Source organism: Streptomyces sp. NPDC017529 (genome assembly GCF_044329785.1).
Lineage (GTDB): Bacteria > Actinomycetota > Actinomycetes > Streptomycetales > Streptomycetaceae > Streptomyces.
Genome location: NZ_JBIRJY010000018.1, coordinates 110,305 through 136,215 on the forward strand (window position 1 = coordinate 110,305; position 25,911 = coordinate 136,215).

General features: G+C 70.5%; 26 protein-coding genes. 16 read left to right on the forward strand and 10 right to left on the reverse strand.

Annotated features, from left to right (window positions below):
* Positions 1-4: 4 nt before the first annotated feature.
* Entirely contained in the window at positions 5-1,255 is a 1,251-nt protein-coding gene (locus ACH4K4_RS31635; protein ID WP_398171972.1) for a PP2C family protein-serine/threonine phosphatase, read from the reverse strand.
* Between the two features lie 410 nt (positions 1,256-1,665).
* Positions 1,666-2,691, reverse strand: coding sequence for an NlpC/P60 family protein (locus ACH4K4_RS31640; protein ID WP_398172026.1), 1,026 nt, complete (start codon positions 2,689-2,691; stop codon positions 1,666-1,668).
* Between the two features lie 476 nt (positions 2,692-3,167).
* Between ACH4K4_RS31640 and pstS the strand changes: the two genes are divergently transcribed.
* From pstS to pstB, 4 genes are all read left to right on the forward strand, one after another.
* Positions 3,168-4,295 carry a phosphate ABC transporter substrate-binding protein PstS gene (pstS, locus tag ACH4K4_RS31645; protein WP_398171974.1) on the forward strand — a complete coding sequence of 376 codons (1,128 nt, stop codon included), beginning with the start codon at positions 3,168-3,170 and terminating at the stop codon, positions 4,293-4,295.
* A gap of 103 nt (positions 4,296-4,398) precedes the next feature.
* Positions 4,399-5,397 (forward strand): phosphate ABC transporter permease subunit PstC, encoded by a 999-nt coding sequence (gene pstC / locus ACH4K4_RS31650; protein ID WP_398171976.1) that lies wholly within the window; start codon positions 4,399-4,401, stop codon positions 5,395-5,397.
* A complete protein-coding gene (pstA, locus tag ACH4K4_RS31655) occupies positions 5,394-6,473 on the forward strand; it encodes a phosphate ABC transporter permease PstA (protein ID WP_398171978.1) in 1,080 nt (359 codons plus the stop codon). Before pstC ends, pstA begins: the two co-directional genes overlap by 4 nt.
* A 31-nt stretch (positions 6,474-6,504) precedes the next feature.
* Complete coding sequence (gene pstB, locus ACH4K4_RS31660; RefSeq protein ID WP_398171980.1) at positions 6,505-7,281, forward strand: phosphate ABC transporter ATP-binding protein PstB; 777 nt, start codon at positions 6,505-6,507, stop codon at positions 7,279-7,281.
* Positions 7,282-7,398: 117 nt separating this feature from the next.
* Here the strand turns inward: pstB and ACH4K4_RS31665 are convergent, their stop codons facing one another.
* The gene (locus ACH4K4_RS31665) at positions 7,399-8,397 is read right to left on the reverse strand and encodes an anion permease (protein ID WP_398171982.1); all 999 of its coding nucleotides are present in this window, start codon (positions 8,395-8,397) and stop codon (positions 7,399-7,401) included.
* Between the two features lie 6 nt (positions 8,398-8,403).
* Complete coding sequence (locus ACH4K4_RS31670) at positions 8,404-9,024, reverse strand: DUF47 domain-containing protein (RefSeq protein WP_003983068.1); 621 nt, start codon at positions 9,022-9,024, stop codon at positions 8,404-8,406.
* 194 nt (positions 9,025-9,218) lie between these two features.
* Here ACH4K4_RS31670 and ACH4K4_RS31675 point away from each other — a divergent pair, with 194 nt between their 5' ends.
* A complete protein-coding gene (locus tag ACH4K4_RS31675; RefSeq protein ID WP_398171984.1) occupies positions 9,219-9,620 on the forward strand; it encodes a metal-sensitive transcriptional regulator in 402 nt (133 codons plus the stop codon).
* A 57-nt stretch (positions 9,621-9,677) separates the two neighbouring features.
* Here the strand turns inward: ACH4K4_RS31675 and ACH4K4_RS31680 are convergent, their stop codons facing one another.
* Entirely contained in the window at positions 9,678-9,872 is a 195-nt protein-coding gene (locus ACH4K4_RS31680; RefSeq protein ID WP_398171986.1) for a hypothetical protein, read from the reverse strand.
* 172 nt (positions 9,873-10,044) lie between these two features.
* Complete coding sequence (locus tag ACH4K4_RS31685) at positions 10,045-11,019, reverse strand: hypothetical protein (RefSeq protein WP_398171988.1); 975 nt, start codon at positions 11,017-11,019, stop codon at positions 10,045-10,047.
* 146 nt (positions 11,020-11,165) lie between these two features.
* Between ACH4K4_RS31685 and ACH4K4_RS31690 the strand changes: the two genes are divergently transcribed.
* The gene (locus ACH4K4_RS31690; RefSeq protein ID WP_398171990.1) at positions 11,166-11,348 is read left to right on the forward strand and encodes a hypothetical protein; all 183 of its coding nucleotides are present in this window, start codon (positions 11,166-11,168) and stop codon (positions 11,346-11,348) included.
* A gap of 176 nt (positions 11,349-11,524) precedes the next feature.
* Entirely contained in the window at positions 11,525-13,114 is a 1,590-nt protein-coding gene (locus ACH4K4_RS31695; protein WP_398171992.1) for an FAD-binding oxidoreductase, read from the forward strand.
* A gap of 116 nt (positions 13,115-13,230) precedes the next feature.
* Here the strand turns inward: ACH4K4_RS31695 and ACH4K4_RS31700 are convergent, their stop codons facing one another.
* The 3 genes from ACH4K4_RS31700 to ACH4K4_RS31710 all read right to left on the reverse strand — a co-directional run bounded on the left by ACH4K4_RS31700 (position 13,231) and on the right by ACH4K4_RS31710 (position 15,672).
* A complete protein-coding gene (locus ACH4K4_RS31700; RefSeq protein WP_398171994.1) occupies positions 13,231-13,926 on the reverse strand; it encodes a phosphatase PAP2 family protein in 696 nt (231 codons plus the stop codon).
* 209 nt (positions 13,927-14,135) lie between these two features.
* Complete coding sequence (locus ACH4K4_RS31705; RefSeq protein WP_398171996.1) at positions 14,136-15,140, reverse strand: NlpC/P60 family protein; 1,005 nt, start codon at positions 15,138-15,140, stop codon at positions 14,136-14,138.
* 88 nt (positions 15,141-15,228) lie between these two features.
* On the reverse strand, positions 15,229-15,672 hold the full coding sequence (locus ACH4K4_RS31710) for an ATP-binding protein (RefSeq protein WP_398171998.1): 444 nt from the start codon (positions 15,670-15,672) through the stop codon (positions 15,229-15,231).
* A 199-nt stretch (positions 15,673-15,871) separates the two neighbouring features.
* Here ACH4K4_RS31710 and ACH4K4_RS31715 point away from each other — a divergent pair, with 199 nt between their 5' ends.
* The 9 genes from ACH4K4_RS31715 to ACH4K4_RS31755 all read left to right on the forward strand — a co-directional run bounded on the left by ACH4K4_RS31715 (position 15,872) and on the right by ACH4K4_RS31755 (position 25,092).
* Positions 15,872-16,759, forward strand: a complete 888-nt coding sequence (locus tag ACH4K4_RS31715) for a helix-turn-helix domain-containing protein (RefSeq protein ID WP_398172000.1) — start codon at positions 15,872-15,874, stop codon at positions 16,757-16,759.
* A 12-nt stretch (positions 16,760-16,771) separates the two neighbouring features.
* Complete coding sequence (locus ACH4K4_RS31720) at positions 16,772-16,960, forward strand: DUF397 domain-containing protein (RefSeq protein ID WP_398172002.1); 189 nt, start codon at positions 16,772-16,774, stop codon at positions 16,958-16,960.
* A 45-nt stretch (positions 16,961-17,005) separates the two neighbouring features.
* Positions 17,006-17,239, forward strand: coding sequence for a DUF397 domain-containing protein (locus tag ACH4K4_RS31725; RefSeq protein ID WP_398172004.1), 234 nt, complete (start codon positions 17,006-17,008; stop codon positions 17,237-17,239).
* Between the two features lie 216 nt (positions 17,240-17,455).
* A complete protein-coding gene (locus ACH4K4_RS31730) occupies positions 17,456-17,764 on the forward strand; it encodes a hypothetical protein (protein WP_030021086.1) in 309 nt (102 codons plus the stop codon).
* Between the two features lie 509 nt (positions 17,765-18,273).
* A complete protein-coding gene (locus tag ACH4K4_RS31735; protein ID WP_398172006.1) occupies positions 18,274-19,116 on the forward strand; it encodes a hypothetical protein in 843 nt (280 codons plus the stop codon).
* On the forward strand, positions 19,106-20,488 hold the full coding sequence (locus tag ACH4K4_RS31740; RefSeq protein ID WP_398172008.1) for a hypothetical protein: 1,383 nt from the start codon (positions 19,106-19,108) through the stop codon (positions 20,486-20,488). The genes ACH4K4_RS31735 and ACH4K4_RS31740 overlap by 11 nt, the downstream gene beginning before the upstream one ends.
* Positions 20,485-22,047 (forward strand): SCO6880 family protein, encoded by a 1,563-nt coding sequence (locus ACH4K4_RS31745; RefSeq protein ID WP_398172010.1) that lies wholly within the window; start codon positions 20,485-20,487, stop codon positions 22,045-22,047. The genes ACH4K4_RS31740 and ACH4K4_RS31745 overlap by 4 nt, the downstream gene beginning before the upstream one ends.
* Before the next feature lie 28 nt (positions 22,048-22,075).
* Positions 22,076-23,503, forward strand: coding sequence for an ATP-binding protein (locus ACH4K4_RS31750; RefSeq protein ID WP_398172028.1), 1,428 nt, complete (start codon positions 22,076-22,078; stop codon positions 23,501-23,503).
* Positions 23,500-25,092, forward strand: coding sequence for a type IV secretory system conjugative DNA transfer family protein (locus tag ACH4K4_RS31755; protein WP_398172012.1), 1,593 nt, complete (start codon positions 23,500-23,502; stop codon positions 25,090-25,092). Before ACH4K4_RS31750 ends, ACH4K4_RS31755 begins: the two co-directional genes overlap by 4 nt.
* A gap of 6 nt (positions 25,093-25,098) precedes the next feature.
* Here ACH4K4_RS31755 and ACH4K4_RS31760 read toward each other — a convergent pair whose 3' ends face one another.
* Entirely contained in the window at positions 25,099-25,641 is a 543-nt protein-coding gene (locus tag ACH4K4_RS31760) for a GNAT family N-acetyltransferase (RefSeq protein ID WP_398172014.1), read from the reverse strand.
* Positions 25,642-25,911 lie beyond the last annotated feature (270 nt).

The window sequence follows — 25,911 nt, forward strand, 5'->3', positions numbered from 1 at the left end:
CGCGTCAGTTCTGTACGCGCCCTCGGTCCAGCAGGAGGACGGCCACGTCGTCCGTCAGTTCGCCGCCGTTGAGGTCCCGCACCTCGGTGACGGCGGCGTCGAGCAGCGCTTCGCCCCGTAGTCCGTCCGCCATCCGACGGCCCACCAGTTCGGCCATGCCTTCCTGGCCGAGGCGCTGGTTGCCGTTGCCGACCCGGCCTTCGATCAGGCCGTCCGTGTACATCATCAGGCTCCAGGAGCCGCCCAGTACGACCTGGCGGCGCGGCCAGCGGGCGCGCGGCAGCAGGCCGAGCGCCGGGCCGCCGTCCTCGTACGGGAGCAGCCTTGGCGCCCCGCCCGACCGGGCGAGCAGCGGCGCGGGGTGGCCGGCCAGGCACACGCCGGCGTGCCGGCCGTCCGGGGCGATGTCCACCAGGCACAACGTCGCGAAGATCTCGTCGTTGTCGCGCTCGTGCTCCAGGACCTTCTGGAGCGTGGACAGGAGCTCGTCGCCGCAGAGCCCGGCGAAGGTCAACGTGCGCCAGGCGATGCGCAGTTCGACGCCGAGCGCGGCCTCGTCGGGGCCGTGGCCGCAGACGTCGCCGATCATCGCGTGGACGGTGCCGTCGGCGGTGCGGACCGTGTCGTAGAAGTCGCCGCCGAGCAGCGCGCGGCTGCGGCCGGGCCGGTAGCGGGCCGCGAAGCGCAGGTCGGAGCCTTCCAGGAGCGGGGTGGGCAGCAGGCCGCGCTCCAGCCGGCGGTTCTCCTGGGCCAGCATCCGCGACTCGGTGAGCTGGCGCTGCGCGAGGTCGGCGCGCTTGCGCTCGACCGCGTAGCGCACCGCCCGGCTCAGTACCGCGCCGTCCAGCTCGTCGCGGAAGAGGTAGTCCTGCGCGCCGACCCGTACCGCCTCGGCGGCCCGCTCGGCGTCGGTCTCGGCGGTCAGCGCCAGGACGGCGTGGGCGGGGGCCATCCGCAGCACCGCGCGCAGGGTGCCCAGCTCGTCGCGGCCGCCGCCTTCCTCCGGTACGTCCCGGTCGGCCCGCTCGTCCGGTACGGCGGGCGCCAGGTCGAGCAGGATGCAGTGCACGTCGTCGGTGAGCAGCCGTTCCGCCTCGGTGAGGTTGCGGGCCGTACGGACGCGGACCCGGCGCCCTTCCCAGTCCCGCATCTCGGGCACGGAGCTGGTGGGGTCCTCGCCGATGAGCAGCAGGGTCAGTCCGGCGTCGGTCTGGGCCGGCTCCGCCGTCCGCTGACGCGGTATGGGTACGGACATGCTCTGCTTCCTTCCCTCCCCCCGAGGGTGCGAGGGCCCGCCGAACGGCGCGCCACCGTGCCCGGTCCGCGCCGCCCGGCGGTCGGTCCGGACAGTGCGCCACCGGGCACCGAGAGGCGACCCTAGCGGTAGCGCCGAGCGTTGCGGAATGGTCAGCGGCACACCGCCCGTGTCATATGCCACAACCCACAAGGCATTTGACCTGGGAAAGGAGGAATGCGGAATGACGAACATCACCTCGACGGACGCCGGTTGGCCAGCTACCCGCAGTGACGAAAAGCACGCGCACATCACGCTGCGCAGGAGCACGCGGACGGCCGGGCGCCCGGTGCCATGAGCCGGGACACACGTGACCCGCGCCTCGCGTGCCCCGGCTCACAGCCATTCCGGCCGGCCACTTGTCCGGCCGGTTACTTGTCCGGCCGCACCACTCCGAGAATCGGCATCGACCCGGCTCCGGTGATGGTGATCTGCCGTCCGGGCCGCGGCGCGTGCACGATCGCGCCGTCTCCGATGTACATGCCGACATGGCTCGCGTCGGTGTAATAGATGATCAGGTCGCCGGGGCGCATGTCCTTGACGTCCACGCGCGGCAATTGGCGCCACTGTTCCTGTGACGTCCGCGGGACCGGGTGGCCGCCCGCCTGCCAGGCACGCATCGTCAGCCCCGAGCAGTCGAACGTGTCCGGGCCCTCGGCGCCCCACACGTAATCCTTGCCGATCTGCGAAGTCGCGTACGCGATCGCTTTCTTGCCGTCCGCCGAGGCGTGCGCGGCGAGGTCTTTCAGAATCCCGGAATCGAGCCACTTCTGCTGTTCCTGGAGGGCCCGCGCGTCCTCCAGCTGCTTCAGCCGCTCCTTTTCCTCGGACTCCAGCTTCGACTCCAGCAGCTGCGCGGCCTCGATCTTTTTACGGATGTCGAGCTGCGCGGTCTCCTTCTTCTTGCGGTTCTCCTCAAGCCGCTCCCAGCGGTCGGTCGCGTCCTGTGAATAGCCTTCCCAGACGGATTTGGTACGCGCGAGTTCGCCGATGACGCTCTTGGCGGACTGCTGCCCCTTGCGTACCAGCGTGGCGTTGTCGAGGAAACGCTCGGGGTCGTTGTTCAGCATCAGCCGGGCCTCGGGGGGAATGCCGCCGCCCCGGTACTGGGCGCTGGCCAGCGCGCCCGCCTGGCGCTTGAGCTCGTCCATCCGGCGCTGCGTCCGGTCGACGGCCTGCGCCAGCTTGACGATCTCCTTCTGCTGGAGTTCGACCTGTTCCTTCGCCGCGTTGTACGCCTCGGTCGCCTGCTCGGCCTTCCGGTACAGGCCGTCGATCTCCTCGCGCACTTCCTCCAGGCGCTTTCCGGACACGGTCGGCCCGGGATCGGCGTACGCGGCCGAGGCCGTACCGCCGAGGATTCCCGTCACGCCCAGCACCACCGCCGTGGCGGCCACCACGCCGCCCCGCAGCCCCCGCAGCCCCCGTACGCCGCGTTTGCCGTACCCGTCACGATCACCCCGCCCTGCCCCCTGCCGCCCCACCAGCCACCTCCGGTCGTTCCGCACCGATTCGTGCACCTCTATAGGCGCGGATGCTGCCATACCGGCGGGTAATCCGACAGGGCGGCGCGGCGGATTCCGAGACTTGTGCGAACCGCCCCCATCCGACGGCCGAGGTTCACCTCGCGTTCACTCTCCTCCATCGGCGGCTTCACCTGATCTGCCTAATTTCGGCCGTACCAAGCGGTGCGCCACTCCTTCGAGGCGAGGGCGGCGCGGCATTGCCGGAACTCCGGGCCACCACCCCGGCGGCCCTTGTTCCACCGCTTCGGCCGCCGCACAGTGACCACAAGGCCGCCCACCCGGCGGCCACCCTCGTCTCCACCCCGCACGCCGAAAAAGCGGCGCGCCCCAGGAAGGAACTCTCGACAGTGAAGCAGCAGCAGCGCAAGAACCGGGTTCGCGCCCTCGCCGTTGGCGCTCTCGCCGTCACCGGTGCCCTGGCCCTGACGGCGTGCGGCTCCGACGACACCAGCGGCGCGGGCGGGTCGGCCTCCGCCGCGAAGACCGGCAACATCAAGTGCGAGGGCAAGGGCAAGCTGCTCGCCTCCGGCTCGTCCGCGCAGAAGAACGCCATGGACGCCTGGGTGCAGGCCTACTCCAGCGCCTGCAAGGACACCGAGATCAACTACCAGCCCACCGGCTCCGGCGCCGGCATCACCACCTTCCTCCAGGGGCAGACCGCCTTCGCGGGCTCCGACTCGGCGCTCAAGCCCGAGGAGGTCGAGAAGTCCAAGAAGATCTGCCAGGGCGGCCAGGCGATCAACCTGCCCATGGTCGGCGGCCCCATCGCGGTCGGCTACAACGTGCCCGGCGTGGACAACCTCGTCCTGGACGCGGCGACCCTCGCCAAGATCTTCGACACGGAGATCACCAACTGGAACGACGAGGCGATCAAGCGGCTCAACCCCGACGCCAAGCTGCCGGACCTCAAGATCCAGGCGTTCCACCGCTCCGACGACTCCGGCACCACCGACAACTTCACCAAGTACCTCAAGGGCGCGGCGCCCGACGCCTGGAAGCACGAGCCGGGCAAGACCTGGCAGGGCAAGGGCGGCCAGGCCGCTTCCGGCTCGGCCGGCGTCTCCTCGCAGGTCAAGCAGACCAGCGGCGCGATCTCCTACTTCGAGCTGTCCTACGCGACGGCCGGCAAGCTCGACACGGTCAAGCTGAACACCGGCGCCAAGGACCCGGTCGAGGCCACCGTCGACAACGCGTCCAAGGCCATCGCCGAGGCCAAGCAGGTCGGCAAGGGCAGCGACCTGGCCCTGAAGCTGAACTACACCACCAAGGCCGAGGGCGCCTACCCGATCACCCTGGTGACGTACGAGATCGCCTGCGACAAGGGCAACAAGAAGGAGACCCTGCCCGCCACCAAGTCCTTCCTGACCTACATCGCCGGCAAGGACGGCCAGAACGTCCTGAAGGACCTGGGCTACGCGCCGCTGCCGACCGAGATCGCCGACAAGGTCCGCACGGCCGTCGCCGCGCTCTCCTGACCCACCGGGCGGGGGGGGCCCCCCCCCCCCCCCCCCCCCCCCCCCCCGTCCGGTGCACCGCCGCGCCAGGAGCCCCCGCCGGGTTCCGCAGACCGGAGAATCCATGAACTCAGCACCCTCGATACCCAGCGCTCCACCGCCATCCGCGCACCCCGCCGCCCCGTCGGTGTCGGGCAAGGCGGTCCGCCCCGGTGACCGGATCTTCCTCGGTCTGTCCCGCGGCTCGGGCATCGCCCTCCTGGTGATCATGGCCGCCATCGCGGCCTTCCTCACCGTCCGCTCCGTGATCGCCATCTCCGGGGACCACGCGAACTTCCTGACCTACTTCGACTGGAGCGCCTCCGGCACCGAGCCGAAGTTCGGCATCGCCGTCCTCGCCTTCGGCACCGTCGTCAGCTCGGTGATCGCGATGGTCATCGCGGTCCCGGTCGCGGTCGGCATCGCGCTGTTCATCTCGCACTACGCGCCGCGCAAGCTGGCCTCCCCGCTCGGCTACGTCATCGACCTGCTCGCCGCCGTGCCCAGCATCATCTACGGCCTGTGGGGCGCCTTGTTCCTGGTACCGCACCTGACCGGCTTCTACAGCTGGCTGGACGACTTCCTCGGCTGGACCGGGATCTTCTCCTACTCCGACGAGGCCGCCCGCTCGCTGTTCACCGTCGGCATCCTGCTCGCGATCATGATCCTGCCGATCGTGACCAGCGTCAGCCGCGAGGTCTTCCTCCAGGCGCCGAAGATGCACGAGGAGGCCGCGCTCGCGCTCGGCGCGACCCGCTGGGAAGTCATCCGGATGTCCGTACTGCCCTTCGGCCGCTCCGGCGTCATCAGCGCCTCGATGCTGGGCCTGGGCCGCGCGCTCGGCGAGACGATGGCCGTGGCCACCGTCCTGTCGCCCAGCTTCCTGATCGGCGCCAGCCTGCTGAACCCGGGCGGCGGCACCTTCGCGCAGAACATCGCCAGCAAGTTCAGCGAGGCCGACGAGTTCGGGCAGGACGCCCTGATCGCCTCCGGCCTCGTCCTCTTCGTCATCACCCTGCTCGTCAACGGCGCGGCCCGCCTGATCATCGCCCGCCGCAAGGAGTACTCGGGGGCCAACGCATGAGCAACACGGTCACCGCACGGCGCCCCGTCGCCGACAGCGCGCCGCTCCCGGTCTCGCTCAAACAGCCCCGGCTGCCCCGCTGGGCCCCGGCGGCCCTCGCCGTGGGCGCCGCCGCCGCGGGCTGCGGCATCGGCCTCGTGGCCGGCCTGGAGAGCCGTATCCAGTGGGGCCTGATCGCCGCGCTGCTGTTCATCTTCGGCACGTACGTGCTCGCCGCAGCCGTCGAAGGCACCCGGCAGGCCAAGGACCGCCTCGCCACCAGCCTCGTCTGGATCTGCTTCCTGCTCGCCGTGATCCCGCTCGCCTCCCTCATCTGGGAGACCGTCGCGCGCGGCCTGAAGGTCCTGGACGGCTACTTCCTCGGCCACTCCATGGGCACCCTGCCCGACGCGATGCCCGGTGGCGGCATCTACCACGCGATCGTCGGCACCCTCCAGCAGGTGGGCCTGGCGACCCTGATCGCCGCGCCGATCGGCCTGCTCACCGCGATCTACCTCGTCGAGTACGGGCGCGGCAGGCTGGCCAAGGCCGTCACCTTCTTCGTCGACGTCATGACCGGCATCCCCTCGATCGTGGCCGGCCTGTTCGTCCTGTCGGTGTGGATCCTGATCCTCGGCTTCGGCCCGTCCGGCTTCGCCGGTTCCATGGCCCTGGCGATCCTGATGATGCCGGTGGTCGTGCGCTCCACCGAGGAGATGCTCAAGCTGGTGCCGAACGAGCTGCGCGAGGCGTCGCTGGCGCTCGGCGTGCCGAAGTGGCGCACCATCGTCAAGGTGGTCCTGCCGACCTCGATCGGCGGCATCGCCACCGGCGTGATGCTGGCCATCGCCCGTATCACCGGTGAGACCGCGCCCGTGCTCCTGCTGGTCTGGGGCGCGAAGACGATCAACAACAACCCCTTCGAGGGCGCCCAGCAGTCGCTGCCGCTGTACGTGTTCCAGCAGTGGCAGCAGGGCTCCGACGCCTCGTACGACCGTGCGTGGGCCGCGGCGCTCGTCCTGATCGCCTTCGTCATGATCCTCAACCTGGTGGCCCGCGGCATCGCCCGCTGGAAGGCCCCCAAGACCGGCCGCTGACCCCAGCGACACGAAAGAAGCAGTGATTTCCATGGCCAAGCGAATCGACGTCAGCGGCCTCTCCGCCTACTACGGCAGCCACAAGGCCATCGACGACATCTCCATGACCGTCGAGCCCCGCTCGGTGACCGCCTTCATCGGCCCCTCCGGCTGCGGCAAGTCGACGTTCCTGCGCACCCTGAACCGGATGCACGAGGTCACCCCCGGCGGCCGCGTCGAGGGCAAGGTGCTGCTGGACGACGAGAACCTGTACGGCAGCGGCGTGGACCCGGTGGCGGTACGCCGCACCATCGGCATGGTCTTCCAGCGCCCGAACCCGTTCCCCACCATGTCGATCTTCGACAACGTCGCGGCGGGCCTGCGCCTGAACGGCTCGTACAAGAAGTCCGAGCTGAGCGCGATCGTGGAGAAGTCCCTCAAGGGCGCCAACCTCTGGAACGAGGTCAAGGACCGGCTCAACAAGCCGGGCTCCGGCCTGTCCGGCGGCCAGCAGCAACGGTTGTGCATCGCCCGCGCCATCGCGGTCGAGCCGCAGGTCCTGCTGATGGACGAGCCCTGCTCGGCGCTCGACCCGATCTCCACCCTCGCCATCGAGGACCTGATCGGCGAGCTGAAGGAGCGCTTCACCATCGTCATCGTGACGCACAACATGCAGCAGGCGGCGCGCGTCTCGGACCGTACGGCCTTCTTCAACCTGGCGGCGGTCGGACAGCCCGGCAAGCTGGTCGAGATCGACGAGACCGAGCGGATCTTCTCCAACCCGTCGGTCCAGGCCACGGAGGACTACATCTCCGGCCGCTTCGGCTGAGCGCCTGCCCTTCGCGTCCTGCGGTGCTGCATGGCGGTGCCACCGCAAGGACGAGGGCCCGCCCTCCGGTGCCGGAGGGCGGGCCCACAAGTACGCGCGGCCCGTGAGCCGCACCCGTCACGCGAACACGAGGTGGACGCACCAGTAGCTCAGGGCGGCCACCGCCGCGCCGGCGGGCATGGTGATGAACCAGCCCATGACGATGTTCTTGGCGACGCCCCAGCGCACCGCCCGGGTGCCCTTCGTCGAGCCCACACCCATGATCGCCGAGGTGATCACGTGGGTGGTGGAGATCGGCGCGTGGAACATGAACGAGGCGGTGTACATGACGGACGCCGCGGTCGTCTCGGCCGCGAAGCCCTGCGGCGGGTCCAGCTCGATGATCCGCCGGCCGAGCGTCCGCATGATGCGCCAGCCGCCCGCGTACGTGCCCAGCGACAGGGTCAGCGCACAGGCGATCTTCACCCAGACCGGGATGGCGTCGCCCGCGGTCTGCACATCCGCGATGACCAGCGCCATCACCACGATGCCCATGGTCTTCTGGGCGTCCTGCAGGCCGTGCCCGAGCGCCATGCCGGCCGCCGAGACCGTCTGCGCTATGCGGAAGCCCCGCTTCGCCTTGTGCGGGTTGGACTTCCGGAACAGCCACATGATCACGACCATCACGAGATAGCCGAGGACCAGGCCGATCAGGGGCGAGAGGAACATCGGGACGACGACCTTCTCGATGACGCCCGACCAGTAGACGGTCGTACCGCCCGCCAGCGCCGCGCCCACCATGCCGCCGAAGAGCGCGTGCGAGGACGAGGACGGCAGCCCGAAGTACCAGGTCACCAGGTTCCAGACCACCGCGCCGACCAGGGCGGCGAAGAGGATGCCCATCCCCTTGGACCCTTCGGGCGTGGAGATCAGCCCCTCACTGACCGTCTTGGCGACCCCGCTGCCCAGGAAGGCGCCGGCGAGGTTCATCACCGCGGCCATCGCGAGCGCCGCCCGCGGGGTCAGGGCCCGCGTGGAGACCGAGGTCGCGATGGCGTTCGCGGAGTCGTGGAAGCCGTTCGTGTACGTAAAACCGAGCGCGACCCCGATGGTCACGATGAGCGCGAAGGTGTCCACCGGAGGTCAGGACTCCTTGACGGCGATCGTCTCGACCGTATTGGCGACATGCTCGAAGGCGTCGGCCGCCTCTTCCAGGATGTCCACGATCTGCTTGAGCTTGAGCACCTCGATGGCGTCGTACTTGCCGTTGAACAGGTGCGCGAGCAGCTTGCGGTGGATCTGGTCGGCCTGGTTCTCCAGGCGGTTGACCTCGATCCAGTACTCGGTGAGGTTGGACATCGTCCGCAGGTTGGGCATGGCCTCGGCGGTCAGTTCCGCCGCCCGCGCCAGGACCTCGATCTGCTGCTCGACACCCTTGGGCAGCTCCTCGATGCTGTAGAGGACGACCAGGTCGACGGCCTCCTCCATGAAGTCCATGATGTCGTCGAGCTTCGAGGCGAGGTTGTAGATGTCCTCGCGGTCGAACGGCGTGATGAACGAGGAGTTCAGCTGGTGGAAGATCGCGTGGGTCGCGTCGTCCCCCGCGTGCTCCGCCGCCCGCATCCTCTCGGCGATCTCTGTCCGCGCGGAGGCGTCCGCCCCGAGCAGTTCCATCAGGAGCTTGGAGCCCGTGACGATGTTGTCCGCGGACGCGGCGAACATGTCGTAGAAGCTCGTCTCCCTGGGGGTCAGACGAAAGCGCACGTGAAATCCTCGGGGTGCATCGGATTCGGTCGAGATGATGCTAGGCGCATCATCCAGCCACAGCTAACCGGCATTCATTCAGTGTCGCCCATCGGGCAGCATGCTCTGCACGGGGTACCGCCCGAGCCGGCAAATTTCTGTACCATATACCCACTAGGGGTATATGAAACGCCTACGTATCACGGGAGATGGCCATGACGACCACGGACGCCGACACCAACGGCACCACCGCAGCCGCCGCGGCCTGCCACACCGGGGCCCCGGAAACCGGCCCCCAGGGCAACCCGGACGCCGTCACCGATCACGATCTGGGCATCCACGGTTACGCGAAGCAGAAGGACGCGCACATCAAGAGGCTGCGCCGGATCGAGGGCCAGATCCGCGGCCTCCAGCGCATGCTGGAAGAAGATGTGTACTGCATCGACATACTCACCCAGGTCTCGGCGAGCACGAAGGGCCTGCAGTCCTTCGGCCTCCAGCTCCTGGAGGAGCACCTGCGGCACTGCGTCGCCGATGCCGCCGTCAAGGGCCCCGAGGCCATCGACGAGAAGGTCAAGGAAGCCACCAGGGCGATCGAGCGGATGCTGCGCACCTGAGAGCGACCGCCGGACGCGCGGGTGCCGCGCACCGCCACGCCCGGCGCCGCCGCCCTGTCACCTGCAATTCCCGGGCCCCGGGTCCGGTCGCACCCGGTCCGCGTCCACGTCCAGCACCTCGTCGATACGGTCCGAGCTGAGCCGATCCTCGCTCGCGGCGGCCGCCGCGATCATCAACTCACCAGTCAGGTCGATCTCGACGAGGGCTACGTGGTCCTGAACGGTAGCGTTGCGGTGTCCGGCCACGTACAACACCTCCTCCTTCGAGCGCCTCCCCACTCTCTGGTGGTTACCGCCCAGAGTAGGTACCGGCGCACGCTCCGCGCATGGCACGGATGGACCATTTCCGCCAGTTCGCACGGGCCGTGGTCACGTGCCTCGGACACGGCTCCCCCTCCCTGCCGCGGCCCGCGGGCCGCGGGCCTCAGCCGTCCGTGGCCGCGACCTTGCCCGTGTAGATGTCCCGCTCGTCCGGCAGACGGACCGGGACCGGCGCCCCGAACCCGTACAGCGTGGTGGTGGAGGTCACCGACGTACCGCCCGTCGTGCCGTTGGCGAAGCGGAAGCGCTGGCGCACCTTGCGCAGCCGCCCCGCGTCGTCCAGGTACGCGTCGAACGGCACCACGTCGGTGGTGAAGCCTTTCTCCGCCGCGGTCAGCGCGGGCCGGTACGCGGCGGACGCCGCCCGCGCCGCCGCCCCGAGGTCCGTCGTACCGCTGAAGTGCCGGACCGGGACGCCGTCGAGCCGCTCCCTGCCCTCGTACGACACCTCCCGCACGCCGCGCAGCAGTTCGGCGGCGGCCATCGGGTCGGTCGCGCCGCCGGTGACCAGATTGCCGTCCGCCAGCGAGACGGTGTCCACCCGCACCCACTTGCCGGCCGGGACGCCCGCCCCGCGGTTCTTCATGTAGAGCGCGCCGGGCGTGAGGATCTCGGTGATGGTGCGGTGCGCGCTCCGCCCGTCGCCGGTGTCCGGGAGCTGCACGCTCAGCTGCCCGGTCCGCCTGCGGTAGTCGTGCCCGCCCGCGCCCTTGATGGCGACCCTGGTGCCGCCGCTGGCGGTCTCCAGGTCCGTGCGCACCCGGGAGGAGCCGGCCCTGACCAGCGCGTCGGCGCTGTCGCGCAGCGCTGCGGCGTAGTCCGTACGACCGCCCGAGGAGCCGGCGGCGGAGGGCCGCGCCCCTGGGGGCTGCCGGGCGCCCGGCGGGCGGGCCGGGTCGGTGAAGGGCAGCCCGGCCGCCGACCCGCCCACCGGGCCGTCTGCGAAGCGGCCGGCCGAGGCGTGGTCGTCGGCCGCCGCCCCGTTCGAGGAGCAGCCCGTCGTGAGCAGTCCGACCGCCAGGCCCACCCCGCACGCGACGGCCGCGACAGCGCCGCCTCGTCTGTCCTGCACCACCATCGCGTACGAGCCCCCTCGGCCGCTCTGCTCGTGAAGTTGCGGACCGGGATGTTCCGGATGTCCCGGACCAACACGACCCGTTTCGTTCAACGACCGTTCAGGGCGCTTCGTCACGCCCGTACACCCTGGGCGCGTAGCGTGGCCGTGTGCGCGACCGAGCCTCCCAAGAGCCGACACGGCAGCCTTCGGGGCCGCCCGAACACCGGACCACCACCACCGAACGCGGGTCCTTCTGCCTCGCCCACTGCTCCTGCGGCTGGCGCGGACCGGCCCGGCGGGCCCGCTCCCAGGCCCGTACGGACGCGGAGAAACACCACCCGGCGGGCTGACCGGGAACCGCGCACCCGGCGCGCGCACAGGCCCGCCGCACCCTCCCGCCCCGGGGCCCGCCCCGGAGCCCGTCAGCATGCCCCTGGAACCTCCCCCGGCCCCCATCCCATCTGGATAGGGGGAAGTCAATCCACGGTTCGAGGGCCCCAAAGGGCTCCAAAAGGGGCAGTTCACAATGAAGCGGCGCACGATACTGGCGGCCGGCGGCGGACTCACGGCCACCGCCGCCTGGACCACCGCCTGCGGCAGCAACTCCGGCCACGCCAACCCCCCGGGCTCCGGCACGGCGTCCGGCGGCGTGGGCCTGAACGCCGCCTCGCAAACCGGCAAACCCCCGGCCGACAAGGCATCTTGGGACGCACTGCGCAAAAGCCTCGACGGCAAGCTCATCCGCGCCGGCGAAGCCTCGTACGACACCGCCCGGCGCCTCTACAACACCCGCTACGACAACCTGAGGCCCGCGGCCGTCGCGTACGTGCGCCACCCGGCCGACATAGCCGAGTGCCTCTCCTTCGCCCGCCGCTACAACGCCCCCGTCGCGATACGCAACGGGGGTCATTCATATGCCGGTTGGTCCAGCGGCAACGGCAAGCTCATCGTCGACGTGTCCGCCCTGAACCAGGTCTCCGCGCCGTCCGGCGGCAGCACCCGCATCGGCGCCGGCGCCAAGCTCATCGAGGTCTACGAGGGCCTGGGCAAGCACAACGCCACCATCCCCGGCGGCTCCTGCCCCACCGTCGGCATCTCCGGCCTCACCCTCGGCGGCGGCCACGGCGTCGCCTCCCGCGCGTACGGCCTGACCTGCGACAGCCTCGTCGGCGCCACCCTCGTCACCGCCGACGGCAAGACCGTCGAGTGCGACGCCAAGCGCAACAGCGACCTCTTCTGGGCACTGCGCGGCGCCGGCAACGCGAACTTCGGCGTCGTCACCGAACTCCGCTTCCGCACGCACGCGGCCCCCCGCTCGGTCATGGCCTACCTGTCGTGGCCCTGGAGCAAGGCCACCGCCGTGCTGCGCTCCTGGCAGGAATGGGGCCCCACCCAGCCCGACGAAATATGGTCGTCCCTGCACCTGGACGCCCACCCCGGCGGCACACCGACCGTCTCCGTCGCCGCCTTCTCCCTCGGCTCCTACGGCGATCTCCAGAACGCCGTCGACAAGCTGGCCGACCGCGCGGGCGGCCCCGGCCCCGCGAAGACGGTGCGGCTCACCCCGACCTCGTACCTCGACGCGATGGAGTCGTACGCGGGCTGCTCCTCGAAGACCACCGAGCAGTGCCACCTGCCGGGCTCCGTCCCCGGGCGCAGCGCCTCGGGCAAACTCGCCCGCGAGACCTACGCCGCCCGCTCCGACTTCTACGACCGCTCGCTCGACGCCGCCGGCATGCGCGCCCTCCTGGGCCAGATCGAGGCCGCGAGCCGCAAGGGCGTCGCGGGCAACGCGTCACTGACCGCGCTGGGCGGTGCGATCAACCGGGTCGGCCCCACGGACACCGCCTTCGTGCACCGGCGCTCCCGCTTCCTCGCCCAGTACCTCGCCTCCTGGAAGGCGGGCGGCACCAGCTCCGCGCAGAGCGCCTGGCTGACGAGCATCCACGGCGCGATGCGGCGCTACGCCTCGGGCGCGGCGTACCAGAACTACACGGACCCGGCCCTGACCGACTGGAAGAAGTCCTACTACGGGCCCGCCGTCGGCCGCCTCACGAAGCTCAAGCAGCAGTACGACCCGAACGGGCTGTTCAGGACGTTCCCGCAGGCGCTGTAGCAGCCGCAACAGCCGGCGGCGCCCGGACATGCGCCGGGGGAGAACCGCGGCCCCTTCCGGCCGCCCGGTTCTCCCCCGGCGCTCGCTGCTGCCGTGCCCCGGCTACCGGTGGCCGGTCACGCCGCCAGGTCCTCGTCGCGCTCCGTGCGGGACACCGGCACGGCCGTCACCGGTTCGGAGACGGCGCGGCCCGCGGGTCCGCCGACCCGTACGAGCCACCAGCCGGACGAGCGCCCGACCGCCGTCGCGGCCGGGATCAGCCCCGCCTGGGCCACCGGCGCCAGCAGCAGCGCCACGGCCGTGCCCAGCGCGAAGCCGCCGATGACGTCCGTCGGGTAGTGCACGCCCATGTAGACCCGGCAGAACCCTTCCAGCAGGGCCAGCCCGATCCCGATCAGCCCGTACTTCCGGTGGGCGATGAACAGGCCCACGCCGACCGCCATGGTCAGCGTCGCGTGATCGCTCACGAACGAGAAGTCGGTCTTGCCCGGGACCAGGACCGCCAGCCCCGCGTGGTCCTTGAACGGCCTGGGCCGCTCCACGATCGCCCGGATCGGGAAGTTGGCCAGCAGCGCGACGCCCGCGGCCAGCGGCGCCCAGACCAGGCCCGCCACCGCGGCCGGCGCGTCCGGCCGCTTCCGCGCGCCCCACCAGGCGATCAGGCAGAGCACGGCGAGCGCGGCGATGATGCCGTACTCGCCGGCGTACTCCATGGCGCGGTTGAGCCAGTGCGGCGCGTCCTTCGCGAGGCCGTTGATGCCGTCGAGCACGTCCACATCGGGGTTCGACCCGTCCATTGCGAGTCCAGCCATCTGCCGCGGCCCCTTACCTTTCGCGCGCGCGAGCGCCGTGTGAGTGCTGCCAACCCCCGTGGTCGTCGGGCGTGGCCGAATCCTCACGGCCCCGCCATGTCTCCACGCCAAGGAAACGCCATGCCCGCCGGAGCCGTTCCGTACTCCACCGGATGATCACCAGGACGTTATCGAAGAGTGACTCGTGTCCGCAGTTCAGGGCACTATGTTCACGCAGGGTTCGCGCTGGGCAGCGCTTTCGCGCCATCTTCGGTGACGCGTGTCGCACCGATGTAGTCCGGCGAGTCGATCTTGTCGAACCGGATCACCGCGCCCGTGTACGGCGCATTGATCATGTACCCGCCACCCACGTAGATCCCCACGTGGTGGATCGACCGCGGATCGGTCAGATCGTTCGCGAAGAACACCAGGTCCCCGGGGAGCAACTCGTTCCGCTGGGGATGCGGCCCGGCGTTCCACTGGTCGTTGGCGACGCGCGGCAGCTCGATCCCCACCGAGTGGTACGCGGCCTTCGTCAGCCCCGAACAGTCGAACCGCCCGTCCTGCTCCGGCGTACCGTTCCCGCCCCACAGGTACGGCTTGCCCAGCTGCTCCTGGGCGTAATAGATGGCGGAGGCGGCCTGCCGGGACGGCGCCACCCGGCCCACCGGCGCCTCGAAGCTCTTGGCGAGGGTCGTGATGATCTTCACGTAGTTCCGGGTCTCACTGATCGCCGGCACCCCGCCGGCCTTGATGACCCGGTACGCGCCCGCGTTGTACGCGGCCAGCATGTTGTGCGTCGGGTTCCCCGGCACGTCCTTCACGTACTTCGCCAGCTCGCAGTCGTACGACGCCGCCGACGGGATCGCGTCCGCCGGGTCCCAGACATCCCTCTTGCCGTCCCCGTTCCCGTCGATCCCGTGCGACGCCCACGTGCCGGGAATGAACTGGGCTATCCCCTGCGCCGCCGCGGCACTCTGCGCCCGGGGGTTCCAGCCACTCTCCTGATAGAGCTGCGCGGCAAGCAGCGCGGGGTTGATGGCGGAACAAAGGTTGCCCCACTTCTGCACCAGCGGCTGGTACGAAGCCGGTACGGCCCCCTTCGCCAGCCCGACCGCCCGGCCCGCCCCGCCGGCCAGACCCGCGGCGGCCGTGTACGTGCCCACCACGAGCAGCGCGAGAAAACAGAGCACCAGCCCGACCCCGAGCCCACCGGCCACCCAGTATTTGCGCACCCCCCAACCCTCCCCCATTCGGGCCCGTTTCACCGGCGTTTCCGGCATGTACCTCACCACACGGCCACCCCGGCCCGGTACGCCCGGCTCACTCCCCCAACTCGAACCACACCGACTTCCCGCGCCCCGGCCCGTGCCGGCACACGCCCCACTCGTCGGCGCACACCCCGACCAGGTACAGCCCCCGCCCGCCGACCGAATCCCCCACCGAGTCCCCCCGCGACCACTGCCGCACCGGCAGCCCCGGCGCCCCGTCGTGCACCAGCACCCGCAGCGTCGCCGGTTCGGGCCACTCCCCGTACACCGTCACCGGCTCCGCACACCCGCTGCTACGGCAGGCATGGACGGCGTTCGTCACCACCTCGGACGTCAACAGCAGCGCGGTGTCAGCCATCCCGCCCCGCCCCGCCGAGCGCAACGCCGTACCGACCGCGTCCCTGGCCGTACGGACCCAGCCCGGATCAGGCGGAAAGACGAGCGAGAAGTCACAGAACGTGTGCGGCCGGTGCGCGGCCTGGGTGCTGGGACACATGGCGTGGCCTCCTGCGGTCACGGTGCCGGGCCGCGCCAGAGGGGCGCGGGGTGGGCTTGTGCCGTCGAAGCTAGGGACGAGGTTGAGGCAGTTGCAACCGAGACCCTGGAAACTCCCTCGGACGAGTGGCAGCCCTCCTCATCCGTGGCTCCTCCCCCTGAGGCCGCGTCAGACTGCGGCGGACACCGAGGAGGAACCCATGGCTCCCAGAACCCAGCCCACCGAGCGCCAGCGGCGCATCGGCGCCGAACTGCGCAAGCTCCGGCTCGCCGCGGGCCTCTCCGGCGACCAAGCCGCCGCCCTGATCGACGCCGACCGCCAGCGCGTGAGCCACATCGAAAGCGGACGGGTCGACGTCCCCCGCAACGGTCTCTACAACCTTCTGCGCTCCTACGGCTGCGCCGAGGGGCCGCTGTTCGAGGCACTGATGGCGATGGCCCACGACCGAGGGAAGGGATGGTGGGACGAGTACCGGGACGTCATGGGCAGACGGGCCCTGGATCTGGCGGAACTGGAAGCGCGCTCCACCGCCATCCGTATGCACGAGACATCAGTCGTACCGGGCATGCTGCAGACCGCCGATTACGCCCGCGCGCTGTGCGTCATGGCCGAGGGATCAGACCGCAACGAGGCCATCGACCGCTACGTTGACTTCCGCATCGCACGCCAGCACATCATCGGGCCGGAGTCGGGCACGCCGTACCACGCGGTGATTCACGAGAGCGCGCTGCACACGCTGGTCGGCAGCGCGGGCATCATGCGCAAGCAGTTGCGCAGGCTGATCGAGGTCGCGCGCCTGCCTCACGTGACCATCCAGGTGTTTCCCTTCACCGCAGGCGGCTTCGCCGCGTATAGCCGACTGTTCTCCCTGTTCAGCGGCCCGGCTCCGGAACTCGACACCGTACGCCTGGAACAGCCGCTCGGCCCGGCCCTGCTCCACGACCGGCAGTACGTCGACAAGTACTCCACGATCTTCGCCAAGCTGTCCGAACTGGCTCTGTCGCGTATTGACCCCGAGACCAGGCCCGAGTCTCATGAGGGCCGGGATTCCCTGACCTTGATCCACCACCTCATGTACACGATGTAGTAAGGAACCGCCATGCCGCAGCTCGTCTGGCGCAAGTCCTCATACAGTGCGCACCCACAAGACGACTGCGTAGAGGTGGCCGCGAGCCCGGACGGCCCGGTCCTCTACCGCGAGAGCGACCGGCCCGGGGAGGTCGCCCACGCCACCCGCCACGCCTGGGCCGCGTTCCTCCGGGCCGTAAAGTCCTCCGCGTACGAGTGAGTGCACGAGGCCATCGCCCGGCTACCGGGCCCGACGGAGGAACCCATGCCGACCACCCCCGCCCCCGCCCCCACTCCCCCTGAAAACCTCAACTGGCAGAAGGCCACGGACGACGAGAGCGCGCCCGAGTACATCGAGGTCGCCTTCGGGGACGACGACCACGTCTACCTGCGGACGAACATCGAGCCCGACAACGTCGTCACCACGACGCGTACGAAGTGGGACGCGTTCGTGCTCGGTGTGAAGGCCGGCGAGTTCGACCACTTCGTGGGACTTTAACGATTATTGCCCGGCGTAACCGTACGTGGTACACACGGTGACGACGACGGACTCCCGGGGCACCGCTCACCCCCGTGCGCACGCGATCCCCACGAGATCCGTCAAAGAAAGCCGCCAAGTCGACATCTCATGGCGGTTTTGTCAGCGAAGATAGGTGCTGGCTCGTGCCATGCGGCACGGGGGCACAACTACCCAAAAGGGGCGGTGAGTTCATTCATGCACTTGGCGGCCGAAAAGGGCGACATCACCACCATCATTGGCGGAATCGCCCCGGACTGGGGCCCGTTCGGGACCCTGGGCAACGAAGCCCGCGTGATGATCGAAGTAGTCATGGCAGTAGCGATTCTGCTGTGCCTCGGCATCGCGATCTGGGGCGCGGCCAAGCAGCGCATCGGCGCCACCGCACTCCGCGACACGTTCAGCGCCGAGCAGGGCAAGGGCCTCATCGTCGCCGGACTGACCGGCGTCTTCATCATCGGCTCACTGGGCACGCTGTTCACGATCGTGTACGGAATGGCGGTGTAGCCCGCCCGGCCCGCGCGGGCGCACACGCCGCGCCGGCGCCCGCGCCGCCCCCGCCGGGCCCATCCCTCCAGCCCCGCCCGCCGCACACCGGCACCGCCGTGCTCCCATCACCTCCGCCGAGCACGGCGGCACGGCCCCAGCCGCCCCCTGCACACCTCGCCTCCCCAGCAGCCCCACCCCCACCGCACGAGAGCACCAGCTGATGCCCGCTCACCCCGACAGCCCAGCCTCCGCTTTACGCCACTCCGCCCCGCGACGGGCTGATTGGGCCGCCCGCCGGATGGGGACACATGGGCTTGGCGGGGACGGAGCGGCGGACGCGGCAAACGGGGCGGTCGCAGATGCCGCCACGTCCCCCATTCGCCTCTCCCGCCCAGCACCTGAGGTCCCGTCACGGTGAGATGTACTCGTACCACTGCGCCCGAGCCGCTGCCCGCGCGGCTACGGTCATATACGGGCGGCAAAACGACGGCAGTGACGGCTATGTCGGTTGAGGGGGCACAGGCGCGATGAGTCTCAGCGATGGCGGTGGGTACGGCGGTGGCGAACCCGGCGGCCCGGACACGGGCGGCCAGACCCGCACCACACTCCCGGACGGCGGCGACACCTACGGGGCCGGCCGCCGCCCCCGAACGGGCTTCTCCAGCCGGAACCTGGTCACGGTCGTCGGCGTGGTCGTCCTCCTGATCGCGGCCATCGCCTTCGCGAACCGGGGCGGCGGCGAGCCGAGCGGCGCCGACGGCGCCGCGAAGGACACCGACACCCAGGCGACCGCCCCCACCGGCACCAAGCCGGTCACGGGCAAGAACGGCGGCATCGCGACAGGCTTCGCAAAAACGGAACAGGGGGCGCAGTCGGCGGCGGCGAATTACTCGGTGGCGCTGGGTTCCGAGGGAATGTTCAAGGCTGACAGCCGGCACGCCATAGTGGACCGGGTCTACACGACGGACGCGGCGGCCCGCCTCAAGGGCTCGCAGGACAAAGCGTACTCGGCAGACTTCTTGCGCAAACTGGGCCTCGATGCGGCCGGCAACGCCCCCAAGGGCATGTCCTTCATCTCGCGCACGATCCCCGTCGGCACGAAGGTCGAGCAGTTCGGCGACGACAAGGCCAAGGTCGCAGTCTGGTACACGGGGCTGATCGGCATGGCCGGTCCCGGCTCCACCGACCCGGTCCGTACGGACTGGCAGACCTGGACGTTCGAGCTGTCCTGGTCGGGCGGCGACTGGAAGATCACCGACGACGCGCAGAAGAGCGGCCCCGCGCCGGTCGCCGGGGACGTTCCGGCTGCCGGTGCGGGAGAGATCAGCAAGGCGGTCAAGGATTACGGAGGGTTCACGTATGCCAGGTAGTCCGCACCGCCCACGGCACCGAGCCCTGTGGGTCGTGTCCGCTTGGGCGGGCATCCAGACCGCGGTCTTCATGCTCGCCGCCCGAGCCGCGGCGGCTCCGACACCACCGCCCGCTTCTCCGTCCTCATCGCCGTCGCCGTCGCCGAGCAAGAGCAATGACCCCTGTGACCTGCTGATCGGCTCGGCGAAGGACTACTGCCAGAAGGATGCTGACGGCGCCTCCGCCCCCAAATCCCCCGGTGGTCTCACCGACAACAACCCCCTCGACCCCCTCACCTCCCTCGCCAAGGGGTGTGCCAACGCCGCTGCCTGGATTGTCGACAAGCTCTCCGAGGCCGTTAAGGCGACGTCGCAGGTCGACTTCACCAATGCCGCGTTCCTGAAGCAGTACGCCGTCGTCTTCGCCGCCTCGACCGTGCTGACGCTCGTGCTGTGGCTGCTCGCCGTCGCCAAGCGGGCCGTGCGTGGCGTGCGGCTGACGGAGGCGATCAGCGAGGCGGTCGGGTTTCTGTGGCTGACCGTGCTGGCTTCCGCTTTCACGCCGCTGATCCTGTACACCGTCGTGTCCGCGACCGACGGCATCACCGAGATCATCGCCAAGGGCACCGGCGCGCAGACCGATACGTTCTTCGGCGCGTTCTCGGCGGCGTTGAAGAAGGACACGGACATCGGCGGCGGGCCGATCATGCTGATCGTGGTCTCGCTCGTCTCGGTGCTGGCCGCCGGTGTGCTGTGGCTGGAGCTGGTGATCAGGGCGGCACTGCTCTATGTGGGCGCGCTGCTCGGTACGGTCGTCTACGCGGGGCTGGTCGACAAGAACATGTGGGGGCACGTCCGGCGCTGGGCGGGCATCATGATCGCTGTGATCCTGGTGAAGCCGGTCATCGTGGTCGTGCTGGGCGTCGCCGGCGCGCTGACGGCCGGTGGCGGGCCGAACGCCTTCTCGGCCGTCGTCTCGGGCCTCGCGATCATTCTGCTCGCCATCTTCGCGAGCGCGGTGATCTACCGTTTCGTCCCCGGCTTCGGCGACGAGCTGGCCTCGGCCCGTACGAACAAGAAGCAGGCCACCGAGGGCTCGCAGGCCGCTGCCGTGATCTCCTCGCCCGCGGCGCTGGTGTCCCAGGGCATCAAGACGCACAGTTCCCGCAGGTCCGGCGGGGGCGGCGGGCAGGAGCAGGGCGGCGGCCAGGCCCGGCCCGCGGACGCGGTGTCCGGCGGTGTGGCCGCCCACGGCAGCCGCGGTGGCGGCTCCGGCGGCCGCGTCCCGGCGCCCGCCTCGCCCGCGTCCCGTTCGTATCCGTCCTCCGGCCCGGGTTCGGGCTCGTCAGACAACGCCCGTTCCGGCAAGACTCCAGGAGGTGACGGGCGTTGACGGCCCAGTCCCACCCGATCACGCCCCGCCGTACCTATCTGATCGGCCGCGCCCGCCCGAACGCCATCGTCGGCAAGAACCGTGAGACCGGCGAGATCGCGTTGATCATCGCGGGCGCGTTCGTCGGCATGGTGTGCGGCCTGCTGGTGCCGGTGCTGTCCCTGCGGATCATCACTCTGACCGGTTTCCCGCTGCTGGCGATCGCCGCTGTCTATTTCCCGTACCGCGGCCGTACGTTCTACAAGTGGTTCGAGATCAACCGCAGCTACCGGCGTACGCTCCGCCGGGGCACGGCGTACCGCTCCGGCGCCACCGAGGCCGGTGTCCGCCTGGACGGCCGGGAGGTCGAGATCGGCCCACCGCCCGGCATCGGGCGCATCGGCTGGCTGTCCGCGCCGTTCGGCCCGGACGAGATCGCCGTCCTGCTGCACGCCGACCGCCGTACGGTCACCGCCGCCATCGAGATCGAGGGCCCGGGCGTCGGGCTGCGCGACAGCGAGGACCAGGAGGCGCTGGTCGAACGGTTCGGCACGCTGCTGAAGCACGTCGCCAACGGGGACGGCTTCGTCACCCGCCTCCAGATGCTGGCCCGTACGCTCCCCGCCGACCCGGACGCGCACGCCAAGGACGTCGCCCAGCGCGGAAACCCGGACTCCCCCGACTGGCTCCAGGACTCCTACGACCAACTCCAGTCGATGGTCTCCACCTCCTCCGAGCAGCACCGCGCCTACCTCGTCGCGTGCATGCACTACACCCGCGAACTGGCTGCCGAGGCCCACACGATGGCGCGCGCCGCCCAGATGCACCGCGGCGGCCTGATCCGCAAGAAGCTGGACCGGGACGCTGGGCTCGCCGTCGTCATGGCGCGCGAGCTGACCGACATCTGCGCGCGGCTGGCCGAGGCCGACATCCGGGTCCGCCAGCCGCTGGGGCAGAGCCGGCTGTCCTCCCTGGTGCACTCCATGTACGACCCGGACCACCCGATCGACCACATCCAGGCGATGACCAAGCGCAACGCCTGGCCGGCCGAGCTGGACGCCATGGAGCCGACATACCTCCAGGCCAAGACCCGCGAGTCGGCCACCCGCGCGCCGTGGTGCCACTCCACGGCGTGGATCAAGGAGTGGCCGCTGACCCCGGTCGGCGTCAACTTCCTGGCACCGTTGCTTGTGCACACTCCCGACGTCATCCGTACGGTGGCGGTCTGCATGGACCTGGAGCCCACGGAGATCGCGATCGAGCGGATGCTGACGGAGAAGACGAACGACGACGCGGAGGCCAGCCGGGCCGCCAAGATGAACCGGGTGGTCGACCCGCGCGACGTGGCCCACCACGGCCGCGTGGACCAGCGCGGCGAGGACCTGGCCTCGGGCGCGGCGGGCGTCAACCTCGTCGGCTACATCACCGTCTCCTCCCGCTCCCCCGAGGCACTGGCCCGCGACAAGCGCACCATCCGCGCCTCGGCGGGCAAGAGTTACCTCAAGCTGGAGTGGTGCGACCGGGAACACCACCGGGCCTTCGTCAACACGCTGCCGTTCGCGACCGGGATCCGCCGCTAAGCCGCTGGGAGGCGCGTACGTCATGGCCATGCTCGATCCGCTCGCAGCGCTCACCGAGGCGTTCACCAGTTTCCTGTTCGGGAAGGTGGAGACGACGCGGCTTCCGGTACGGACCTCCACCGGCCAGGCCCAGGCCGTCTACCTGCCGACCGCCGCACCGGGCCTGGGCGACTCCGGCGTGATCATCGGCCGCGAGGTCTACAGCGGCAAGGGCTACATCTACGACCCCTTCCAGCTGTACGGCCAGCAGCTGCCCGCCCCGCACTGGCTCGTCCTCGGCGAGTCCGGCAACGGCAAGTCGGCGCTGGAGAAGACGTACGTGCTGCGGCAGCTGCGGTTCCGCGACCGGCAGGTCGTCGTCCTGGACGCGCAGGGCGAGGACGGCGTCGGCGAGTGGAACCTCATCGCCGAGCAACTGGGCATCACCCCCATCCGCCTGGACCCCACCGCCGCCCTCAACGGCGGCATCCGCCTCAACCCCCTCGACCCCTCGATCACCACGACCGGCCAGCTGGCCCTGCTCCGCACGATCATCGAGGTCGCCATGGGGCGCGGCCTGGACGAGCGCTCCGGCTTCGCCCTCAAGGTGGCACACGCGTACGTCAACGAGACGATCACCAACCGCCAGCCCGTACTGACCGACATCGTCGAGCAGCTGCGCCACCCGGAGGAGGAGTCGGCGGAGGCGATGAACGTCGACATAGACGACGTACGGGCCTGGGGCCTGGACGTGGCGCTGGTGCTCGACCGGCTCGTCGACGGCGACCTGCGGGGCATGTTCGACGGCCCGACCACCGCCGGCATCGACCTCGACGCGCCGCTCATCGTCTTCGACCTCTCGCACATCGACCGCAACTCGATCGCGATGCCGATCCTGATGGCCATCGTCGGCGTGTGGCTGGAACACACCTGGATCCGCCCCGACAGGAAGAAACGGATCTTCCTCGTCGAGGAGGCCTGGCACATCATCAACTCGCCTTTCGTGGCGCAGCTCTTCCAGCGGCTGCTGAAGTTCGGGCGGCGCCTCGGCCTGTCCTTCGTCGCCGTCGTCCACCACCTCAGCGACGTGGTCGACGGCGCGGCCGCCAAGGAAGCCGCGGCGATCCTGAAGATGGCCTCCACCCGCACGATCTACGCGCAGAAGACCGACGAGGCCCGGGCCACCGGCGCGGTCCTCGGCCTGCCGCGCTGGGCGGTCGAGATCATCCCGACGCTCACGCCCGGCATCGCGGTGTGGGACGTCAACGGCAACGTCCAGGTCGTCAAACACCTGATCACCGAGGCGGAACGGCCGCTGGTCTACACCGACCGGGCGATGACCGAGAGCTCCGCCACGATGCTGACGAACGAAGCGCTCGCGATCGGCCGCGCGGCCGACGCGGAGGCCGAACGGCGGGCCGAAGAGCTGGCGATGCAGCGGCAGTTCCGGGACGAGTCGAGCGAGACGGTGGCGTGACGCGGGGATACGGCGACGGGCAGGGACACGGCGGTACGGACGGCCAGGCCGGCGGCCGGGGCCGGGGCGTCCCCGACTCGCTCCTGATAGGCGTGCTCGTCTTCCTCCTCAGCCTGACGGTGCTGACGTGGACGGCGACCGGCCTGGCCGGCCTCTTCGCACACGGCGCCTGGCCGGACGGCGTGACCTTCCCCCGTACGCCGCTGGCCCTGCGCAGCCTCATAGGCGCCCCACACGACCTCCCCGCCGCCTGGCCGGACACCCCCGCAGGACAACTCTCCGGATACGGACTGTTCTGGGGCATCGTCATCAGCGAACTGCTGGTGCTGGTGGTCCTCACGGTCTTCGCCATGGGAACGATCGCCCGCTACCGGGTCGTACGCGCCAACCGGAAGGCCCGGGCCGGGGAACCGAGCGCGGCGGCGGCCACGGCGCCCGCGGACGGCCCGTCAGCGGCCCCCACATCGCAGGCGGCTCCCGCGGCAGCCACCGCCTCCGTACCACCGCCCAATCCGGCACCCGTGGCTCCGGCGCCATATCCGTCTCCGGCCGCCACGGATACCGCGCCTGCCGGGGCCGCCCCCGGTACGCACGAAACAGCCGCCCCGGCCGCCCCCGCCACCATCCCCGCGCCGGCGCCACCCGCACCTCCCGGCCTCGGCCCTCGCGTCCACTACGGCACCGACCGCCGCCACGCCGGCACCCTCGCCGCGGCCGCCATCACCTCCGCCGAGGGCCCCCTCGTCGTCGCCACCACCGACCCCGCCCTCTGGTCCGACACCAAGGACGCCCGCGCCAAGCTGGGCCCGCTGCTGACCTACGACCCGCAGCACCTCCTGGACACCCCGGCCCGGATGCGCTGGTCGCCCACGTCGGGCTGCGAGGACATCGGTACCGCCGCCGCCCGCGCGGCCGCGCTGCTCGCGCCCGTACGCCCCTCCAGCAGCCTCGACTCGGCGGTGGCGGACGCCGCCACGACCCTGCTGCGCTGCTGGCTGCACGCCGCCGCCGTGGACGGCCGGCCCTTCCGCCAGCTGCACCGCTGGGCGCACGCGAGCGGCGCCGCGCAGGAGCCCGTACGCATCCTGCGGACGAACCCGAAGTCCTCCGCGGGGCAGGCGGGCGAGCTGGAGTCCGTACTGACCGCACACGCGGAACGCCGCGAAATGGCTCAGGAGCTGGTCTCCCGCACCCTGGCGTCCCTGTCCTCGATCCACATCCGGGACGCCTGCAATCCGGCACGATCCGATGCCCTTCTTCTCGAATCTTTCATCGACGAAGGGGGAACGCTCTACGTGGTAGGGGAATCCATCGAGGATCCGCGAACCACTCCGGGTGCGATGCCGCTGCTCACCGCACTCCTCTCCAACGTGGTCGAGCGCGGCCGCCGCATGGCCGAACGGTCATCTGACGGTCGGCTCGACCCACCACTCACGCTCGTCCTGGACGACATCGCGGCGCTCGCGCCGTTCCCCGCGCTACCCGGCCTCCTCGAAACCGGTGCCGGGCAGGGGCTGTTGGTCCTGGCCACGCTGCGCTCCGAGGAACAGGCCCGCGCCCGCTGGCCGCACCGGCCACTACCGGCCTGACCGCCGCTACGCCCGCTCCAACGCCATTTCCCGCTCGATGGCCGAGCCGTCCATCGGATCGGCCATCGTACGGCCGGTCTCGACGAAGCCCAGCGACCGGTAGAGCGCCGCGGCCCGCGCGTTCTCCTCGTGCACCCACAGCCGTACGCGCTCCACCGCCGGCTCCGAGCGGCTCCACGCCCACTGCACCGCCGCCGCGAACAGCTCACGCGCCAGGCCCGTGCCGCGGTGCTCCGGACGTACGTACACGCCGACGATGTGCGCCCACGGCGCCTCACCGCCCCGCTCGGTCGCCCCCTCCTTCTCGACGAGTACGACCACCATGCCGCCCCAACCGCCGTCGGGCGCCTCACCGATGAACGTCACCGGGTCCCGGTCCTCGTCACTCCTGCCGGCCCGCCGCTGCCACACCTCGTCGGGGTACGCCGCGACCTTCTCGAAGGACTCGTTGAACGCGATACGCGCGGCCGGGTCGGCCAGTGCCGCCAGCCTCAGCTCCCTGAGCCGCTTCCACTCGTCCGCCTTCACCCGCCTGATCAGATAACCCATCGGCCCAGCATCGCAGCAGCCCCTCCCCCTGGCCACAAGCAATTCACCCTCCACACGCGTCACTTGCCGGCGGCTCCGGCGTCCCGGCCACCCTTCCGGGTGACCTGGCCACACGGCCACGCTGACTCACCGGTCAGACATCCCGTCGAAAAGCGTCCGCAAAGTGTCCGGAAACGCGGAAAGCCCCGCACCATACGGTGCGGGGCTTCCCACTCACAATTTGTTCGGCGGCGTCCTACTCTCCCACAGGGTCCCCCCTGCAGTACCATC

Bases quoted from the DNA above. Each gene is read 5' to 3' on its own strand.
- ACH4K4_RS31760 (WP_398172014.1), bottom strand. From the start codon at position 25,641: ATGGGTTATCTGATCAGGCGGGTGAAGGCGGACGAGTGGAAGCGGCTC.
- ACH4K4_RS31750 (WP_398172028.1), top strand. From the start codon at position 22,076: ATGCTCGATCCGCTCGCAGCGCTCACCGAGGCGTTCACCAGTTTCCTG.
- ACH4K4_RS31740 (WP_398172008.1), top strand. From the start codon at position 19,106: ATGCCAGGTAGTCCGCACCGCCCACGGCACCGAGCCCTGTGGGTCGTG.
- ACH4K4_RS31735 (WP_398172006.1), top strand. From the start codon at position 18,274: ATGAGTCTCAGCGATGGCGGTGGGTACGGCGGTGGCGAACCCGGCGGC.
- ACH4K4_RS31700 (WP_398171994.1), bottom strand. From the start codon at position 13,926: ATGGCTGGACTCGCAATGGACGGGTCGAACCCCGATGTGGACGTGCTC.
- pstA (WP_398171978.1), top strand. From the start codon at position 5,394: ATGAGCAACACGGTCACCGCACGGCGCCCCGTCGCCGACAGCGCGCCG.
- ACH4K4_RS31695 (WP_398171992.1), top strand. From the start codon at position 11,525: ATGAAGCGGCGCACGATACTGGCGGCCGGCGGCGGACTCACGGCCACC.
- ACH4K4_RS31635 (WP_398171972.1), bottom strand. From the start codon at position 1,255: ATGTCCGTACCCATACCGCGTCAGCGGACGGCGGAGCCGGCCCAGACC.
- ACH4K4_RS31730 (WP_030021086.1), top strand. From the start codon at position 17,456: ATGCACTTGGCGGCCGAAAAGGGCGACATCACCACCATCATTGGCGGA.
- ACH4K4_RS31720 (WP_398172002.1), top strand. From the start codon at position 16,772: ATGCCGCAGCTCGTCTGGCGCAAGTCCTCATACAGTGCGCACCCACAA.
- ACH4K4_RS31715 (WP_398172000.1), top strand. From the start codon at position 15,872: ATGGCTCCCAGAACCCAGCCCACCGAGCGCCAGCGGCGCATCGGCGCC.
- ACH4K4_RS31685 (WP_398171988.1), bottom strand. From the start codon at position 11,019: ATGGTGGTGCAGGACAGACGAGGCGGCGCTGTCGCGGCCGTCGCGTGC.
- ACH4K4_RS31710 (WP_398171998.1), bottom strand. From the start codon at position 15,672: ATGTGTCCCAGCACCCAGGCCGCGCACCGGCCGCACACGTTCTGTGAC.
- pstB (WP_398171980.1), top strand. From the start codon at position 6,505: ATGGCCAAGCGAATCGACGTCAGCGGCCTCTCCGCCTACTACGGCAGC.
- ACH4K4_RS31725 (WP_398172004.1), top strand. From the start codon at position 17,006: ATGCCGACCACCCCCGCCCCCGCCCCCACTCCCCCTGAAAACCTCAAC.
- ACH4K4_RS31675 (WP_398171984.1), top strand. From the start codon at position 9,219: ATGACGACCACGGACGCCGACACCAACGGCACCACCGCAGCCGCCGCG.
- pstC (WP_398171976.1), top strand. From the start codon at position 4,399: ATGAACTCAGCACCCTCGATACCCAGCGCTCCACCGCCATCCGCGCAC.